Origin of the sequence: Sulfitobacter sp. UBA1132 (assembly GCF_002311545.1) — a bacterium.
In the GTDB taxonomy this organism is placed as follows: Bacteria; Pseudomonadota; Alphaproteobacteria; order Rhodobacterales; family Rhodobacteraceae; genus Sulfitobacter; species Sulfitobacter pontiacus.
Genome location: NZ_DCAN01000019.1, coordinates 144,482 through 158,794, shown reverse-complemented (window position 1 = coordinate 158,794; position 14,313 = coordinate 144,482). Strand labels below are relative to the sequence as shown.

Here is a 14,313-nt window from a genome sequence, read left to right as displayed (position 1 = left end):
TGCTTTGCCGCGGACCCGTGCTTAGGTAGATTTAACGTCAAAAAGAGGTTTTTCATGTTTCAACTGCCCGTCCCCGTCCTTGATGCCAACGCCGGTTCCGGGGCCTCTGCCTTCGGCAAGCTGCCTGAATGGAATCTTGACGACCTGTACACCGGTGAAGACGCGCCCGAGCTCAAGCGCGATCTGGACTGGCTTGAAGAGGCCTGCCGCAGCTTTGCCGAAGATTACGAAGGCAAACTGGCCGAACTGGATGCGAACGAATTGCTGGACTGTGTGCTGCGCAATGAGAAGATCAACCAGATCGCCGGGCGCATCATGTCTTACGCGGGGCTGCGCTATTACCAGCTGACCACCGATTCCGGCCGTGCAAAATTCATGTCGGACGCGCAGGAGAAGATCACCAACTTTACCACCCCGCTGGTGTTCTTCACGCTTGAGTTGAACCGGCTGGAGGATGATCACCTTGCCAACCTGCTGAGCCAAAAGGCGGATCTGGCGCGGTATAAGCCGGTGTTCGACCGTATCCGCGCGATGAAAGATTACCAGCTTTCCGACGAGATGGAAAAGTTCCTGCATGATCTGGGCGTCGTCGGCGACGCATGGGAGCGTCTGTTCGACGAGACCATCGCCGGGCTGGAATTCGAGGTAAACGACGAGCCGCTGAACATCGAAGGCGTGCTGAACCTGCTGACCGACCCGTCGCGTGATCTGCGCGAAGCCGCGGCGCGCGAATTGGCGGATGTGTTTCAGGCCAATATCCGTACCTTTGCCCGCGTGCATAATACGCAAGCCAAGGAAAAAGAGGTCATCGACCGGTGGCGCGGAATGCCCACACCGCAAACCGGCCGCCACCTGTCAAACCACGTGGAGCCCGAGGTGGTCGAAGCGCTGCGCGATGCGGTGGTCAACGCCTACCCCAAGCTCAGCCACCGCTACTACGAGCTGAAACGCAAATGGCTGGGCCTCGACACCATGCAGGTCTGGGACCGCAACGCCCCCCTACCGATGGAAGACCCCAAAACCGTCAGCTGGGAACAGGCGGAAAAGACCGTCATGGACGCCTATAACGCCTTCGATCCCCGTATGGGAGAAATCGCGGCCCCCTTCTTTACCGAAGGTTGGATCGATGCAGGCGTCAAACCGGGTAAAGCCCCCGGTGCCTTTGCCCACCCCACCGTGACCGACGTGCACCCTTATGTGATGCTGAACTACTTGGGCAAACCGCGCGATGTGATGACACTGGCGCATGAGCTGGGCCACGGCGTGCATCAGGTGCTGGCCGCAGGTCAGGGCGAGATGTTATCTTCCACACCGCTGACCTTGGCTGAAACCGCCTCGGTCTTTGGCGAGATGCTGACCTTCCGCAAGATGCTGGACGGCGCCAAAACTAATGCCGAGCGCAAAGTGCTGCTGGCCGGCAAGGTCGAGGATATGATCAACACGGTCGTGCGCCAGATCGCCTTTTATGATTTCGAATGCAAACTGCACGACGCCCGCCGTGGTGGAGAGCTTACACCAGACGACATCAACGCACTGTGGATGTCGGTGCAGGGCGAGAGCCTTGGGCCAGCGTTCGAGTTCATGGACGGCTACGAGACCTTCTGGGCCTATATCCCCCATTTCGTCCATTCGCCCTTCTATGTCTATGCCTACGCCTTCGGCGACGGCTTGGTAAACGCGCTCTACGCGGTCTACGAGGAAGGTGAGCCAGGGTTTGAGGACAAATATTTCGATATGCTGAAAGCGGGCGGATCGAAGCACCACAAAGAGCTGCTGGCCCCCTTCGGGCTTGATGCCTCTGACCCCGCGTTCTGGGATAAGGGCCTGTCGATGATTTCGGGCTTCATTGATGAGCTGGAAGCGATGGAGGATTGATCCTGCGGGAAGGCATAAGAGTTTAATGCCTTCGGCGAGGATTTAGGACCATTTGGAAATCGAGCGGGGCGGTGCAGATGCAGCGCCCCGTTTTGCTTTTGGCTATTTCAGCTGGCTGTCTTTGCTGCCGCGCCGGTTGATGCCACCGCGGGCCTGCGCCAGACCGTCCCGTTCGCGCACGCAATCAATGCAGAGCTTTACGCCCGGCAAGGCTTGGCGGCGCGCCTCGGGGATCGGTTCTTCGCATTCGGCGCAATGGGTGCGGCTTTCGCCCTGAGGGGCCTTGCGCGCCTTGAGGCGGGCCAGTTCATCGTTAATCGACGCTTCGATCTGTTCACTGACAGCGCCGTCTTTCGCCCATCCTCCGGCCATGATCATCCCCCTTGAGTGTTACCCCTTATAGGTAGGTCGCAAGTGCCAAGGCTCAACCCCCGGCGGCAAAGGCCATATCCGTCATGCGTTGCGTGCCGCGGCTGAATTCAAGCGGACAGGGATAGGCCGTGCCCTCGGTCACTGACGCGCCAAAGTTTTCGACCTGCTGCACATAGTGGTTCACGCCGGGAAAGCGTTCGACGGTGGTGCTGTTCTGTGTGGTCTCGAGATACAGCTCGGCTTGGGAATAGACCGTCGGGTTGAACGGGCAGCTCAGACGCAGGATGCCCTTTTCGCCGTGAATAACGACCTGCTGAAACGGGAACATACGCATGGACACGGTTGCGGAAAGGTCAAACCCGTCGAAGCGGGCCGCGACCTGCGCGAAGACATCGACATCGTTTTCATAGTCGATCTTGGCATGGGAGATCGCGGTCGGCTCTTGCCCCGTGACGAAGCGGGTGCAGCCGAAGGCATAGGTACCGATGTCCGGCAGCACGCCGCCACCGGCCTTGGGGTCATTGCGGATGTTGCCGGTATCGTCGTTGAAGAACGAGAAGTTGACCGCCACGTGGCGCAGCCGCCCCAAGCTGCCCGATTGCACGATCTCTCGGGCGCGTATCCATTGGGGGTGATGGACGATCATGAAGGCTTCGGCCGCCAGCAGGCCCGTGGTATCGCTTGCGGAAATCAACCGGTCATAGTCTTGCGCCTGCATCGCCATCGGCTTTTCGCATAAGACATGTTTGCCCGCCTTCAGCGCCTTGAGCGTCCATTCCACATGCAAATGGTTGGGCAGCGGGATATAGACCGCGTCGAGATCCGGATCGGCGAGCAGCGCCTCGTAGCTGCTGTGCACTGCAAGCTGCGGGGCGAAGGCCTGAAAGGGCGCGGCTTTGTCAGGGTGAGATGTGGCGAGGGCAACCAGTTCGGCCCCCTTTGCCGCGTGGATGGCCGGTGCCATCTGTTCTTGTGCGAATTGGGCAGCCCCGAGGATGCCCCAGCGTAGCTTTTTCATCGTGATCCCCTGATGTTTGGTGTCGCGCGACTGTAGGGGGAGCCGCGGCAGATCATCAAGGGGTGCATAAAAAAACCCCGCAAAGCGACGCGCCTTGCGGGGATCGATATTCAAAACCGTGGCTGGCGATCAGGCGGTGCCCATCAGACCTTTTTCACGGGCCAGATCGCGCATGCGTTTTTGCAGTTTTTCAAAGGCGCGCACCTCGATCTGGCGGATACGCTCGCGGCTGACGTCATACTGGCTGCTCAGATCTTCGAGCGTGACCGTTTGGTCCGACAAGCGACGTTGAGTCAGGATGTCCTTCTCGCGGTCGTTCAGCACATCCAGCGCCTCCGCCAGCATCTCGCGGCGGGTTTCCAACTCGTCCCGTTCCTCGTAGTCGGTGGCCTGGTCGGCGTCTTCGTCTTCCAGCCAGTCCTGCCACTGCATCGTCCCCTCGCCTTCGGAGCCGACAGTGGCGTTCAAGGACGCATCACCGCCCGACATACGGCGGTTCATGGAGATGACTTCGGTTTCAGTCACACCAAGGTCCGTCGCGATGCGTTTGACGTTGTCGGGGTGCAGATCGCCTTCTTCCAGCGCGCCGATACGGTTCTTGGCCTTGCGCAGATTGAAGAACAACTTCTTCTGGCCCGAGGTCGTGCCCAGTTTCACCAGCGACCAGGACCGCAGGATATATTCCTGGATCGAGGCGCGGATCCACCACATGGCGTAGGTCGCCAGACGAAAGCCTTTTTCGGGGTCGAAGCGTTTGACCGCCTGCATCAGGCCGACGTTGGCTTCTGAAATCACCTCTGCCTGCGGCAGACCATAACCGCGGTAGCCCATGGCGATCTTGGCCGCCAAACGCAGGTGCGAGGTGACCATGCGATGCGCGGCTTCGGTGTCTTGCTCTTCGACCCACCGTTTGGCGAGCATGTATTCTTCTTCCGGCTCCAACAGGGGAAACTTGCGGATTTCCTGCATATAGCGGTTCAATCCGCCTTCCGGTGTTGGCGCTGGCAGATTTGCGTAATTAGCCATCTTTGTCCCTTTCCCCAATTTCCGGGGCCCATGTTATTTGGATTAACATAGATATGGAGAGGGCCCCGCTCCGTTTCAAGTGCCCAGCCTAACGCATGGGACGGTGAATTGGGCCCAATAATCCTTAAAAAACCGTTTTACTACAGGTCGATCACACAACTGTGCACTAGGGCAGGTCGTAGCCTACGGCCTCGAGCAGGTCGGTCATGTCACCGGGCAGCGGCGCTTCGAAGCGTACGTAGTCGCCCGTGACCGGATGATCGAACCCCAGTACCGCCGCATGCAGGGCCTGGCGCGGAAAGCTGCGCACCGCTTCGGCGGCGGCGTCCGAGACCGCGCCTTTTGCTAGTTTACGTTTGCCACCGTAGGTCGGATCGCCCACCAATGCGTGACCGGCATGGGCCATATGCACCCTGATCTGATGGGTACGGCCGGTTTCAAGCCAGCATTCCATCAGGGCCAGAACCTCTGGATTGCCAAGCCGCGCAACGGTGCGCGCACGGGTCACAGCGTGGCGGCCGCCCTGAAAGAACACGGCCTGACGCTGGCGGTCGGTACGGTGACGCGCCAGCTGCGTGGTGAGCTTGAGGATATTGCCCGGCTCGAAGCTGGCCCCCTTCACCCCCCGTAGGCGCGGATCGTTGGCATCCGGCACGCCGTAGACCAAGGCCTGATAATACCGTTCAACGGTGTGTTTCTCGAACTGTTTGGCCAGCCCGTGGTGGGCTGCGTCAGACTTGGCGACAACCAGCAGACCCGAGGTATCCTTGTCGATCCGGTGCACGATCCCTGGCCGTTTCATGCCGCCCACCCCCGACAAGTCATCGCCGCAATGGGCCAGCAGCGCATTGACCAGCGTCCCCGACGGGCTGCCCGGCGCGGGGTGAACCACCATGCCTGCGGGCTTGTTGATCACGATCAGATCCGCGTCTTCAAAGACGACCTCCAACGGGATTTCCTCGGCGAGGATATGACTGTCTTCGGCCTCTTCCACATCGACGGTGATCTGCTGCCCCGCTTCGGCACGGCTGCGGGGATCGGTTACCACTGTTCCGTCAACCCGCACGGCGCCTTGTTCCAGCAAACGCCCCAACCGTGTGCGCGACAGGTTCGCATCCTCTGGCACATCGCGCGCAAGCGCCTTATCAAGGCGAGATGGCGGGCTGTCCGCGATGGTAAACGTAATTTGACGGTGCGACATGACTGATCCTTCCGAGCCCCCGAACATCAAATTCCTGCGGCGGCTGGTGACGGTGCTGACCGCCACAATGATTTTCGGCCTTCTAGTCGTGATCGGGCTACTTGTCATCCGCTTCTCGAACAAGAGCCCCGATTTACCGGCCTCTATCACCCTGCCCGACGGCGAAAAAGCGGTGACCTTCACCCAAGGCCCCGACTGGTATGCTGTGGTGACACAGGAAGATGTGATTCTGATCTTTGACCGGATGACAGGCGAGCTGCGTCAGAGCGTCACGATCGAGTAACGCGCGCAGCCTATGCGCCACAGTGCCGAGGCACGGCGCACGAAAACATCACGCCGCACAGAAATATGCTCTAATTTTTTCGGGGGGGGAGAGTGGTACCACCTCCTGGTCTCGAACCAGGGACCTCCTGATCCACAATCAGGCGCTCTAACCAACTGAGCTAAGGCGGCACTGCGGTCGATCTAGCGTTCATGAAAAAGGAATGCAAGCACATATCCGTCGCAAACTTCGATTTGTCCTATCACAGGTGAGAATGGCAAAACTTGCCATTTCCAGCGCCGCAGGGTACGGGACCTGACACAGTTTCGGAGAAACCTCATGGGCATCGACACAGAACGCGACATTGAAGCCAACCTGCAAATCGGGCCAACCGATAAGGGCATGGTCCGGCTGTTCATCGAAGCGGAAGGCGGGATCGAGATCCCGATGGATTTCACCACGGATGAAGCCGTTGAAATCGCGGAAGAGATCATGGCCGCCGCCCATCGTGCGGGCAAAGCTGGCAAGAACAAGCGATAACGCATGTTGCCCGGTCGGGATGGGGGCCAGCCCCCGCCGCGCCTTTGCGCGGCACCCCCGGGATATTTTCCATTTGGAATATTGATGTACCCTAGCCCCACTGCGGCATGGCATGCGGGTCGCGCAGCATATGCAGCCTGCGCGCGGCATGGGTGGCAAAGAGATGGGTCATCTTTTTGCGGCGCGCGGCAGCCAGTCGGGTTTCCGGCCCCATGCGCACGAGCTCTGCCCCGTAGCTGTCACCGATAAACAGGCCGGTGTCCTCGGGCAGCAGGTCGACGTCGAAATCCGCATCCACCGCCCAAAAGAAACTGTCGGCCCATTCGAGGTACCCGTCCCATTTGCTGTCGGACATGAAATCGGCACGGCTGGATTTGCATTCAACGATCCAGATCTCCCCCTTGGGACCAAGCGCCATCACATCCACCCGCAGCCCTCGCGTGGGCACCAACTCTTCCACGCTCGCGAAACCGAGTGCGGCAAGCTGGCGGGTCACACCACGGGCAATCAACTGTCCGGGTTGCAAGGTCGGGGCGGTCATCAGGTCGGTCTGGGTCATGGGAGCAATATGAACAATTCATGAACATCAGGCAAGCGCTTGGTAATCCGCAGCGCGCAACCTATCTAGTTCAAAAGAAAACAGGGTGGGCATATGGCGCGCGACGGCGAAAACTCGACACATCAACAGCGCGGCATCCGCTATGCGCGCGAACTCGAAGGGCATCTGGGCTGGCTCGATACGTTTTCGGGCACAGCGCTTGGGGTGCTGGCGGTGGCGTCGGGCATCTACACCTATCTTGGGGTGTCGTCCTTGCTGGATGACAACGGGGCGATGTCGGCCTTTGCCGCGATCGCCTATTCCGCTGCTGTTTCCGTGGGCATCTTTGTGTTCTGGTCCTATATGCTGCGCCTGTTTCCGGCGGTCCGCAGCGCCCGTGCGCGGGTCGGGCTGTTGGGGGCCATGTCGCTGGGAAGCGTCGCGATCATCGCGATGTCGAGCTGGCTGAACGCCGCCGCCCTTGCCGGATCTGCAGCGGTGGAACAGCATCTGGCCGAGACCGTGCAGGATTACCAAGGCTCGTTGGAGCGCGCGCATGAGATCACCCTTTCCGCGCAAGGGTTGGAGCGGGACGTTGCCCGTGTGCGTCAAAGTTTCGAGGATCTGAGCGAACAGGAGGCCACGGGCGGGCTGTCGGGCTTGGCGGGGCGTGGCGCCGTGTTCCGCGTGCTGCGACAGAAATCGGCAGAGCTGTCAGGGCTGGAGGCGCAGATCGCCACCCAGACCCCGCTGGTCAATGACGCTTTTGTCGAGGGCAACCAGATCCTCAGCCGGATGCGCGCGCTGACGGTCGAACCCGGTCCGGTGGAAGCGCGATCAGTCGAATTTTCCGAACAGGCGGTACGGCTTGCCGGGTTGATCACGCGCTTGCGGCAACTGTCAGTCGCCCCGCTGGTCGAACGCGCCGCGCAGGATCTGTCGGCCTCTGTCGTGCTGCCCGAACTGGATGGCAGCAGTGTCGAGGTGCGGGGCAATCAGGCCTCGACCATCAGTGCCGTGCTTGAGGTTCTGGCCCAACGTGCCGCCACACTGGAGCGCGCTGCCCAAGACGTGCTGGCCATGGCCCCGCCAACAGAGACGACCTACACCCCGATTTCCAGCGCCGATGCGGTGATCAAATACGCGCGCAACTTCGTGCCCTCCTGGGCCGGCGCGATTGCCATTGATCTGTTGCCCGCCGTGCTGGTCTTCATCCTCGCCATAACCCAAGGAGCGATCCGCGAAGGCCGCGAGGGCAGCGCGATCGAGGAAACACTCACCCTTGCCGAATTGCGGGCCGCGGTGCTGGCGATGCGTGACATGGATGCGGCGATGAAGGGCACATCTGTCGATGAAAACGCGTGGGAAGACCGCGATGACGCTGCGCCCCATGATATCGTGACCGAGAATCCTGCCCTTAGCACGCCTTCGAAAACCACATGAAACTGCGACGTGATCCTTCCAAACGCCCACCGGTGGCACGGGTTCTGGGCGGCGTTCTGATCTTTCAGCTGGGGTTGGCGGGGCTGCTCTTTTGGGGTGATCTGGACGAGGGGCTGCGCCTGCCCGGCTTTGGTCCGCGTGCCCCGGGGCTGACCGAACCCACGCGCCCCGGCGACCAGACCCGCCGGTTTCAACCCGACCGCGCCCGCCCCGGCGGCCGCCCCATGCCGGACACACCCCTGCCCGAACGGCTGACCCTGACCGTGGTCGAAGGCGGCGCGCGCGTGCTGCTGGAAGGGGGCATCATGGCGGGTGATGCCGAACGCATCGAGAAACAGATCACCGCACTTGATCCCCAACCCGAGGGCGTGATCCTGAATTCGCCCGGTGGGTCGGTCAGCGACGCGCTGCGTCTGGGGCGGTATCTGCGGGATGCTGAGCTCACGACCGCCCTGCGCAGCGGCGATATCTGCTATTCCGCCTGCCCCTATCTATTGGCCGCGGGCACCAGCCGCGACGTGCCAGAGGATGCCTCTGTCGGGGTGCACCAGCATTTCTTCGGTGAAAGCACCCTGCTCCCCGCGTTTGTCGCGGTGGAGGACATCCAGCGCGGCCAAGGCGAGGTCATGACCTATCTGGATCAGATGGGCATCGACCCGCTGGTCATGCAGCACGCGCTGGTCACGCCGCCGGATGAAATCTATCTGCTGCTGCCCGAAGAGCTGACTCGCTACCGCTTTGTCGAAAACACCGAGCCAAGCTAGAATACCCCTTGTCGCAGGCTATGGTCGCGCCTACTTAACGGGGGTGACGGGTTCTGCCCTGTTTGTAAAAGTTACATTCCAGTGGCCTTAAGCAAATCCGAGGGAGCTGGCTCTGTTCGAGCCCTGGTTCGTTTATCTGGCGCCCACCTGTACATACAGGTCCTCGGGAATATAGAACAGAACGGCAGCGGTGGTCCCGTCACACTTTCCCGACAATATCAGCCCGAAAATATCAGGTTTTTCGCTGGTCTGTCGCTGTCGGCCAAAGATGATGAGCTGAGCCTGTCCGGCTCAGAACTCTTCCGGACGGGCTTCGCGGGCCATATGATCCAGAACGGCGTTCACGAACTTCGGCTCGTCGCCCCCCTCAAAGAAGGCACGGGCCACGTCGACATATTCGTTGATCACGACCCGCGGCGGCGTTTCCTGCGCGCGCAGCTCGGCACCGGCGGCGCGGAACAGGGCACGCAAAGTAGGGTCGATCCGCGCGATGGCCCATTTAGCCACCAGCGCACGGTCGGTCATCTGGTCAATCGCGGCCTGATAGTTCACCGCCGTCTCAAGCAGGTCTGCAAAATGCCGGATGTCACCATCGATCATTTCCTGACCGTCGTAACTGGCGCCAAAGCGGTGCTCAAGGAACTCCTTGCGCACGGTGTCAAAGCTTTGCGAGGAATGCTCCATCTGGAACAGGGCCTGCACGGCATAAAGCCGCGAAGCTGATTTCATCTTGCGTTTTTGATTGCCCGAAAGGCCGGCGGAGGATGTCATGCTGTCTTGGGTCCGTCATTGTCGCCCGCCATCAGATATTCATCCGAGCGCGGCTTGAAACCGATGTCTTTGCGAATGTCGCCCCACTTACGGCTCAGCGCGATCAGATGCAAGGCCGCAGCTGCCGCACCGCCACCCTTGTTTTGCCCCGCCGGATCGGCGCGCACGGCGGCCTGTTCGTGGTTCTCGACGGTCAGGATGCCGTTGCCGATACAGATGCCCTGCAACCCCATCAGCTGCAAGGCGCGGCTGCTGTCGTTGCACACGGTCTCGTAATGCGTCGTCTCGCCGCGGATGACACAGCCAAGCGCCACGTAGCCGTCAAAATTGCTCTTGCGGTCAGAGATACCGATGGCGGTCGGGATTTCCAGCGCGCCGGGCATTTCCACCACGTCCCATTCAGCCCCGGCGGCCTCGAGCTCTGCCTTGGCGCCTTTCAGCAAGCCCTCGGCGATGTCCGAGTAATAGGGCGAAATGACGATCAGAACCTTAACCGGCGTGTCAAAGCGCGGCGTGGTCAGCGTCGTATGATTTCCAGCAGCCATTGCATTTACTCCTGCGTGATGGGGCGCGTGCCCACGATGCTAAGGTCATAGGCGTCCAGCCCCAGATAGCGCGTATCGGGGTTATCCGTCAGCAAGATCAGCTTGTGCAACCCAAGGCTCGCCATGATCTGCGACCCAAGACCGGTGCGTTTGACGGTACGGGGGCGATCATCCTCTTCGTCCTCGAAACGCAACCGCGGGTCGGGATCGCGGAACAACAGCACCGCGCCACGGCCTTCGTCCGCGATGATCTGCATCGCGCGTGGCAATTCGTCGGCGGGGCTTGGCCCGAGGCCGAGGATATCCTCAAGCGCGTTAATCGCATGGGTGCGAACCAGAACCGGCGCATCCGTCGTGATATCGCCCTTGGACAGGACGACATGATCGGTGCCGCTGATCTCGTCGGTAAAAATCTGCATCTTCCAATCGCCCCCATAGGCAGAGGTCACGGTGCGGCTGTCGCGCTCCACCAGCAGGTTGTCATGCTTGTGGCGATAGGCGATCAGATCGCTGATTGTGCCAATCTTCATGTCGTGCTGCTGACAAAACGCAACCAGATCCGGCAGGCGGGCCATGGTGCCGTCTTCCTTCATGATCTCGCAGATCACACCGGACGGATGCAGCCCCGCAAGGCGCGAGATATCGACGGCAGCCTCGGTGTGACCCGCACGGACCAAGACGCCGCCATCGCGTGCGCGCAGCGGAAACACATGCCCCGGCGTGGCGATATCCACCGCGCCTTTATCCTCGTCGATGGCGACCTTGACGGTCAGCGCACGGTCGGCGGCGGAAATACCGGTGGTCACTCCCTCGCGCGCTTCGATCGATACGGTAAAGGCCGTCTCGTGGCGGGCAGAATTATTCACCGCCATCATCGGCAAACCCAGCGTGTTGACCCGTTCCTCGGTCATCGGCAGACAGATCAGCCCGCGCCCGTGGGTGGCCATAAAGTTGATCGCATCCGCATCCGCAAACTGCGCGGGGATTACCAGATCGCCTTCGTTCTCGCGGTCTTCGTGATCGACCAGCACGAACATGCGACCCTGACGGGCCTCTTCGATGATCTCTTCGATGGGCGCGATGGCATCCGCCAATTCAGCCTCGACCGGTCCGGGCGTTTCAAATTGCATGGGGTCACCTCAATCGTTGTTGCAGTGGCACATACCCCACCCCACGCGCCTTTGCCAGAGCAGGGCCACCCCCGTCCCTGCTTCATTTTGCCAAATAAACTCAATTCCGCACCGTCACCCCGCGCGGCGGTCCGCGTTAAGCGCCGAAATAGCGCGCGGCATCCACATAGCCCGCCGCCTTGCTTGCGGTGGCCCAGTCCCGTTCCAATCCGGTATCGCCAATGATCAGCACCTGATCGCCGACCAGTTTGCGCCCTTGAACCACCTGCCCCAGATGATCGCGCATCGCGCTCCAGCTGTCGGTGAACTTGGGGGCCTCGGCCACGTGATCCAGCACGGGATTCGCCTGTGCCACCCTGTCGGGCCGCAGCGGGCGATGTACCAGCGCCAGCTTCTGGGCGCGCTGCACCTTGTCCAGCACCTCGGCCTCGCGCAGAGGGATATGCGGTGCCCCCGCTCGGACCACCCGCAGCGCATTGGACGAGAACAGCAGCGCCAGAATATCGCGCCCCGTGGCCTGACGGATCGCGGCATAGGCCTTGTAGTCCAACCCCAGCTCGCGGGCGCGCGCCACGCGCATCTTGACCACCATCAGCGGGATAGCTGAAGGCATCGCCGCCTCGCGGGCCTTTTGCCACTGGAAAGCGCGCCATTTCTGGCCACGCTCAAGGCTGGGGCCCTGATTATGTCCGATCCCCGCGATCATGACATTTCCGCCAGCCGCGCAACATAGCGGGCCAATGTGTCGATCTCCAGGTTGATGCGGTCCCCGATGGCGACATCACCCCATGTGGTCACCTCTTTGGTGTGGGGGATAAAGTTGATGCCGAAGTCGCAGCCGTCGACCTCGTTCACGGTCAGCGAGGTGCCGTTCAGCGCGACAGAGCCTTTGGGGGCAATGAAACGCGCCAGACCCTCGGGCGCGCGCAGGGTCACGCGGGTGCTGTCGCCCTCGTCGCGCAGCGCCACCACCTCGGCCACGCCATCGACATGGCCCGACACGATATGCCCGCCCAATTCGTCCCCGACCTTCAGCGCGCGTTCAAGGTTCAGACGGCGTCCGACCTCCCATGCGCCAAGGTTGGTCTTGGCCACGGTCTCGGCGCTGATCTGCACCTCGTACCAATCGGCCCCCAGATCCACCACGGTCAGGCACACGCCATCACTGGCGATAGAGGCCCCCATGTCGATGCCGCTGGTATCATAGCCCGTTTCGATCCGCGCGCGCAGGTCGCCTTGCTGTTCAAGCTTGGTGATCTTTCCGATGTCCGTGATAATGCCTGTAAACATGCGCCTGCCTCTTCTATACTGGTCGCTACCGAAGTAGACCTCTGCCCGCAGCATGACAAGTCCACAGACACGCCACATTTTCGCCGGTATCCGGTGTTTGTCTGCCCGATGACCAAGATAAACCGAAAGCAACCGATGAACGCCGCAGCACCCCGTGAACGGGTCTTCCTTTTCCTGCAAGGGCCGCATGGTCCCTTCTTCAACCGTCTGGGCAAGATGCTTCGTCTGGCGGGGGCGCAGGTTTGGCGTGTGGGGTTCAACGCAGGCGATCGGGCCTTCTGGTTCCACCCGCGCAGCTATATCCCGTTTCGCGGAACAGCTGACACGTGGAAAGACACCTTTGTTGCGCTGCTCGCCGACAAGGGTGTCACAGATATCGTGCTTTATGGCGACACCCGCCCGATCCACGCCCAAGCCGTGGCCGAGGCCAAGGCCCGCGGCCTGACCGTGCATGTCTTTGAAGAAGGCTACATGCGCCCCTATTGGGTCACCTATGAACGCGGCGGGTCCAACGGCAATTCACGGCTGATGGACATGTCCATCGAACAGATGCAGGCCGCACTGGCCAATTCGGATATGGAGGCCCCCCTCCCCCCCGGTCATTGGGGTGATATGCGCCAGCATGTGTTTTATGGCGCGCTCTATCACTGGTTTGTGCTGTTCCGGAACGGCGACTACCGTAACTTCCGCCCGCATCGCAGCTTGCCGGTGACCAAGGAGTTCAAGCTGTACCTCAAGCGGCTGCTGCTGATGCCCGCGCTGGCGCTGGACCGGCTGATCGCAACGCTGCGTATCCGGCTCGGCGGCTTCCCCTACCATCTGGCACTGCTGCAGCTGGAGCATGACAGCTCGTTCCAGGAACACTCCCCCTTCGAGACGATGACAGATTTCCTGACCGTGGTGCTGGAAGGCTTCGCCAAGGGCGCGCCGCGCCACCATCATCTTGTTGTGAAGGCACATCCTCTGGAAGACGGCCGCGCACCTCTGCGCCGCGTGGTCAAACAGGTGGCGCGAGATCTGGGTGTCGCGGACCGGGTGCATTTCGTGCGCGGCGGCAAGCTGGCGCAGCTGCTCAACGATGCCCGCACGGCCGTTACCGTGAACTCCACCGCCGGTCAGCAGGTGCTGTGGCGCGGAATTCCGCTCAAGGTGTTTGGCAGCGCCGTCTATGCGAAACCCGAATTCGTCTCGGACCAGCCGCTGGCGCAATTCTTTGCCGCCGCCTCGCGCCCCGATAACAAGGCCTACAAGGACTATCGCCGGTATTTGCTGGAAACCTCGCAGGTACCGGGCGGATTTTATGCGGCACGCGCGCGCACGCAGTTGATGCGGCAAGTGGTCGATATGATGCTCGCCCCCGAAGACCCCTACGACGCGCTAGAGCTGGGAACCGCGGCACCAAGGCAACAGTTGCGGGCCGTCACCTGAGCGTTTTTCGCCCAGACAGTAGCTTTTCGATCCAATCTGCGCTAAGCCGATGATAATTACGCCGAAAAAATCGGCGAATTCGAGGCAGAACAAGAACAGGTCGAGGAGAC

At 61.1% G+C, this 14,313-nt stretch carries 16 protein-coding genes, 1 tRNA gene and 1 other RNA gene; 7 read left to right on the top strand and 11 right to left on the bottom strand.

Annotated elements, in window-relative coordinates:
• Positions 1-54: 54 nt before the first annotated feature.
• On the top strand, positions 55-1,875 hold the full coding sequence (locus B4F27_RS14575; protein ID WP_005849193.1) for a M3 family oligoendopeptidase: 1,821 nt from the start codon (positions 55-57) through the stop codon (positions 1,873-1,875).
• 102 nt (positions 1,876-1,977) lie between these two features.
• Here B4F27_RS14575 and B4F27_RS14570 read toward each other — a convergent pair whose 3' ends face one another.
• The 4 genes from B4F27_RS14570 to B4F27_RS14555 form a co-directional block, all read right to left on the bottom strand.
• Positions 1,978-2,247, bottom strand: a complete 270-nt coding sequence (locus B4F27_RS14570) for a DksA/TraR family C4-type zinc finger protein (RefSeq protein ID WP_005849195.1) — start codon at positions 2,245-2,247, stop codon at positions 1,978-1,980.
• Positions 2,248-2,299: 52 nt separating this feature from the next.
• Positions 2,300-3,265: a Gfo/Idh/MocA family protein gene (locus tag B4F27_RS14565; protein ID WP_286759983.1), complete on the bottom strand. Its 966-nt coding sequence runs from the start codon at positions 3,263-3,265 to the stop codon at positions 2,300-2,302.
• A 129-nt stretch (positions 3,266-3,394) separates the two neighbouring features.
• Positions 3,395-4,291, bottom strand: coding sequence for an RNA polymerase sigma factor RpoH (gene rpoH / locus B4F27_RS14560; RefSeq protein ID WP_005849199.1), 897 nt, complete (start codon positions 4,289-4,291; stop codon positions 3,395-3,397).
• Positions 4,292-4,457: 166 nt separating this feature from the next.
• Positions 4,458-5,492 carry an RluA family pseudouridine synthase gene (locus B4F27_RS14555; RefSeq protein ID WP_286759982.1) on the bottom strand — a complete coding sequence of 345 codons (1,035 nt, stop codon included), beginning with the start codon at positions 5,490-5,492 and terminating at the stop codon, positions 4,458-4,460.
• Here B4F27_RS14555 and B4F27_RS14550 point away from each other — a divergent pair.
• On the top strand, positions 5,491-5,775 hold the full coding sequence (locus tag B4F27_RS14550; RefSeq protein WP_132997378.1) for a DUF6476 family protein: 285 nt from the start codon (positions 5,491-5,493) through the stop codon (positions 5,773-5,775). The genes B4F27_RS14555 and B4F27_RS14550 overlap by 2 nt on opposite strands.
• Before the next feature lie 93 nt (positions 5,776-5,868).
• On the opposite strand, the gene B4F27_RS14545 is transcribed toward B4F27_RS14550, so the two are convergent.
• Positions 5,869-5,945: transfer RNA gene (locus tag B4F27_RS14545), tRNA-His, on the bottom strand.
• A 148-nt stretch (positions 5,946-6,093) separates the two neighbouring features.
• Here B4F27_RS14545 and B4F27_RS14540 point away from each other — a divergent pair.
• A complete protein-coding gene (locus B4F27_RS14540) occupies positions 6,094-6,294 on the top strand; it encodes a DUF6324 family protein (RefSeq protein WP_005849205.1) in 201 nt (66 codons plus the stop codon).
• Between the two features lie 91 nt (positions 6,295-6,385).
• Here B4F27_RS14540 and B4F27_RS14535 read toward each other — a convergent pair whose 3' ends face one another.
• A complete protein-coding gene (locus B4F27_RS14535; RefSeq protein ID WP_286759981.1) occupies positions 6,386-6,853 on the bottom strand; it encodes an MmcB family DNA repair protein in 468 nt (155 codons plus the stop codon).
• 93 nt (positions 6,854-6,946) lie between these two features.
• On the opposite strand from B4F27_RS14535, the gene B4F27_RS14530 reads away from it, so the two are divergent.
• The 3 genes from B4F27_RS14530 (at position 6,947) to ssrS (ending at position 9,240) form a co-directional block, all read left to right on the top strand.
• On the top strand, positions 6,947-8,275 hold the full coding sequence (locus B4F27_RS14530; RefSeq protein ID WP_286759980.1) for a hypothetical protein: 1,329 nt from the start codon (positions 6,947-6,949) through the stop codon (positions 8,273-8,275).
• The gene (locus B4F27_RS14525; protein ID WP_074634566.1) at positions 8,272-9,039 is read left to right on the top strand and encodes a hypothetical protein; all 768 of its coding nucleotides are present in this window, start codon (positions 8,272-8,274) and stop codon (positions 9,037-9,039) included. The genes B4F27_RS14530 and B4F27_RS14525 overlap by 4 nt, the downstream gene beginning before the upstream one ends.
• Before the next feature lie 47 nt (positions 9,040-9,086).
• Positions 9,087-9,240: non-coding RNA, 6S RNA (ssrS, locus tag B4F27_RS17665), on the top strand.
• A 90-nt stretch (positions 9,241-9,330) separates the two neighbouring features.
• On the opposite strand, the gene nusB is transcribed toward ssrS, so the two are convergent.
• The 5 genes from nusB to B4F27_RS14500 form a co-directional block, all read right to left on the bottom strand.
• On the bottom strand, positions 9,331-9,810 hold the full coding sequence (gene nusB, locus B4F27_RS14520; RefSeq protein WP_005849213.1) for a transcription antitermination factor NusB: 480 nt from the start codon (positions 9,808-9,810) through the stop codon (positions 9,331-9,333).
• Entirely contained in the window at positions 9,807-10,355 is a 549-nt protein-coding gene (locus B4F27_RS14515; protein WP_009825038.1) for a 6,7-dimethyl-8-ribityllumazine synthase, read from the bottom strand. Before B4F27_RS14515 ends, nusB begins: the two co-directional genes overlap by 4 nt.
• Before the next feature lie 5 nt (positions 10,356-10,360).
• Entirely contained in the window at positions 10,361-11,485 is a 1,125-nt protein-coding gene (gene ribB / locus B4F27_RS14510; RefSeq protein WP_005849217.1) for a 3,4-dihydroxy-2-butanone-4-phosphate synthase, read from the bottom strand.
• 136 nt (positions 11,486-11,621) lie between these two features.
• A complete protein-coding gene (locus tag B4F27_RS14505) occupies positions 11,622-12,191 on the bottom strand; it encodes a hypothetical protein (RefSeq protein WP_286759979.1) in 570 nt (189 codons plus the stop codon).
• Positions 12,188-12,775, bottom strand: coding sequence for a riboflavin synthase (locus B4F27_RS14500; protein WP_286759978.1), 588 nt, complete (start codon positions 12,773-12,775; stop codon positions 12,188-12,190). The genes B4F27_RS14505 and B4F27_RS14500 overlap by 4 nt, the downstream gene beginning before the upstream one ends.
• A 135-nt stretch (positions 12,776-12,910) precedes the next feature.
• On the opposite strand from B4F27_RS14500, the gene B4F27_RS14495 reads away from it, so the two are divergent.
• Positions 12,911-14,203, top strand: coding sequence for a capsule biosynthesis protein (locus tag B4F27_RS14495; RefSeq protein ID WP_037953819.1), 1,293 nt, complete (start codon positions 12,911-12,913; stop codon positions 14,201-14,203).
• Positions 14,204-14,313: the final 110 nt, after the last annotated feature.

Bases quoted from the DNA above. Each gene is read 5' to 3' on its own strand.
- B4F27_RS14575 (WP_005849193.1), top strand. From the start codon at position 55: ATGTTTCAACTGCCCGTCCCCGTCCTTGATGCCAACGCCGGTTCCGGG.
- B4F27_RS14570 (WP_005849195.1), bottom strand. From the start codon at position 2,247: ATGGCCGGAGGATGGGCGAAAGACGGCGCTGTCAGTGAACAGATCGAA.
- B4F27_RS14565 (WP_286759983.1), bottom strand. From the start codon at position 3,265: ATGAAAAAGCTACGCTGGGGCATCCTCGGGGCTGCCCAATTCGCACAA.
- rpoH (WP_005849199.1), bottom strand. From the start codon at position 4,291: ATGGCTAATTACGCAAATCTGCCAGCGCCAACACCGGAAGGCGGATTG.
- B4F27_RS14550 (WP_132997378.1), top strand. From the start codon at position 5,491: ATGACTGATCCTTCCGAGCCCCCGAACATCAAATTCCTGCGGCGGCTG.
- B4F27_RS14555 (WP_286759982.1), bottom strand. From the start codon at position 5,492: ATGTCGCACCGTCAAATTACGTTTACCATCGCGGACAGCCCGCCATCT.
- B4F27_RS14540 (WP_005849205.1), top strand. From the start codon at position 6,094: ATGGGCATCGACACAGAACGCGACATTGAAGCCAACCTGCAAATCGGG.
- B4F27_RS14535 (WP_286759981.1), bottom strand. From the start codon at position 6,853: ATGACCCAGACCGACCTGATGACCGCCCCGACCTTGCAACCCGGACAG.
- B4F27_RS14530 (WP_286759980.1), top strand. From the start codon at position 6,947: ATGGCGCGCGACGGCGAAAACTCGACACATCAACAGCGCGGCATCCGC.
- B4F27_RS14525 (WP_074634566.1), top strand. From the start codon at position 8,272: ATGAAACTGCGACGTGATCCTTCCAAACGCCCACCGGTGGCACGGGTT.
- nusB (WP_005849213.1), bottom strand. From the start codon at position 9,810: ATGACATCCTCCGCCGGCCTTTCGGGCAATCAAAAACGCAAGATGAAA.
- B4F27_RS14515 (WP_009825038.1), bottom strand. From the start codon at position 10,355: ATGGCTGCTGGAAATCATACGACGCTGACCACGCCGCGCTTTGACACG.
- ribB (WP_005849217.1), bottom strand. From the start codon at position 11,485: ATGCAATTTGAAACGCCCGGACCGGTCGAGGCTGAATTGGCGGATGCC.
- B4F27_RS14505 (WP_286759979.1), bottom strand. From the start codon at position 12,191: ATGATCGCGGGGATCGGACATAATCAGGGCCCCAGCCTTGAGCGTGGC.
- B4F27_RS14500 (WP_286759978.1), bottom strand. From the start codon at position 12,775: ATGTTTACAGGCATTATCACGGACATCGGAAAGATCACCAAGCTTGAA.
- B4F27_RS14495 (WP_037953819.1), top strand. From the start codon at position 12,911: ATGAACGCCGCAGCACCCCGTGAACGGGTCTTCCTTTTCCTGCAAGGG.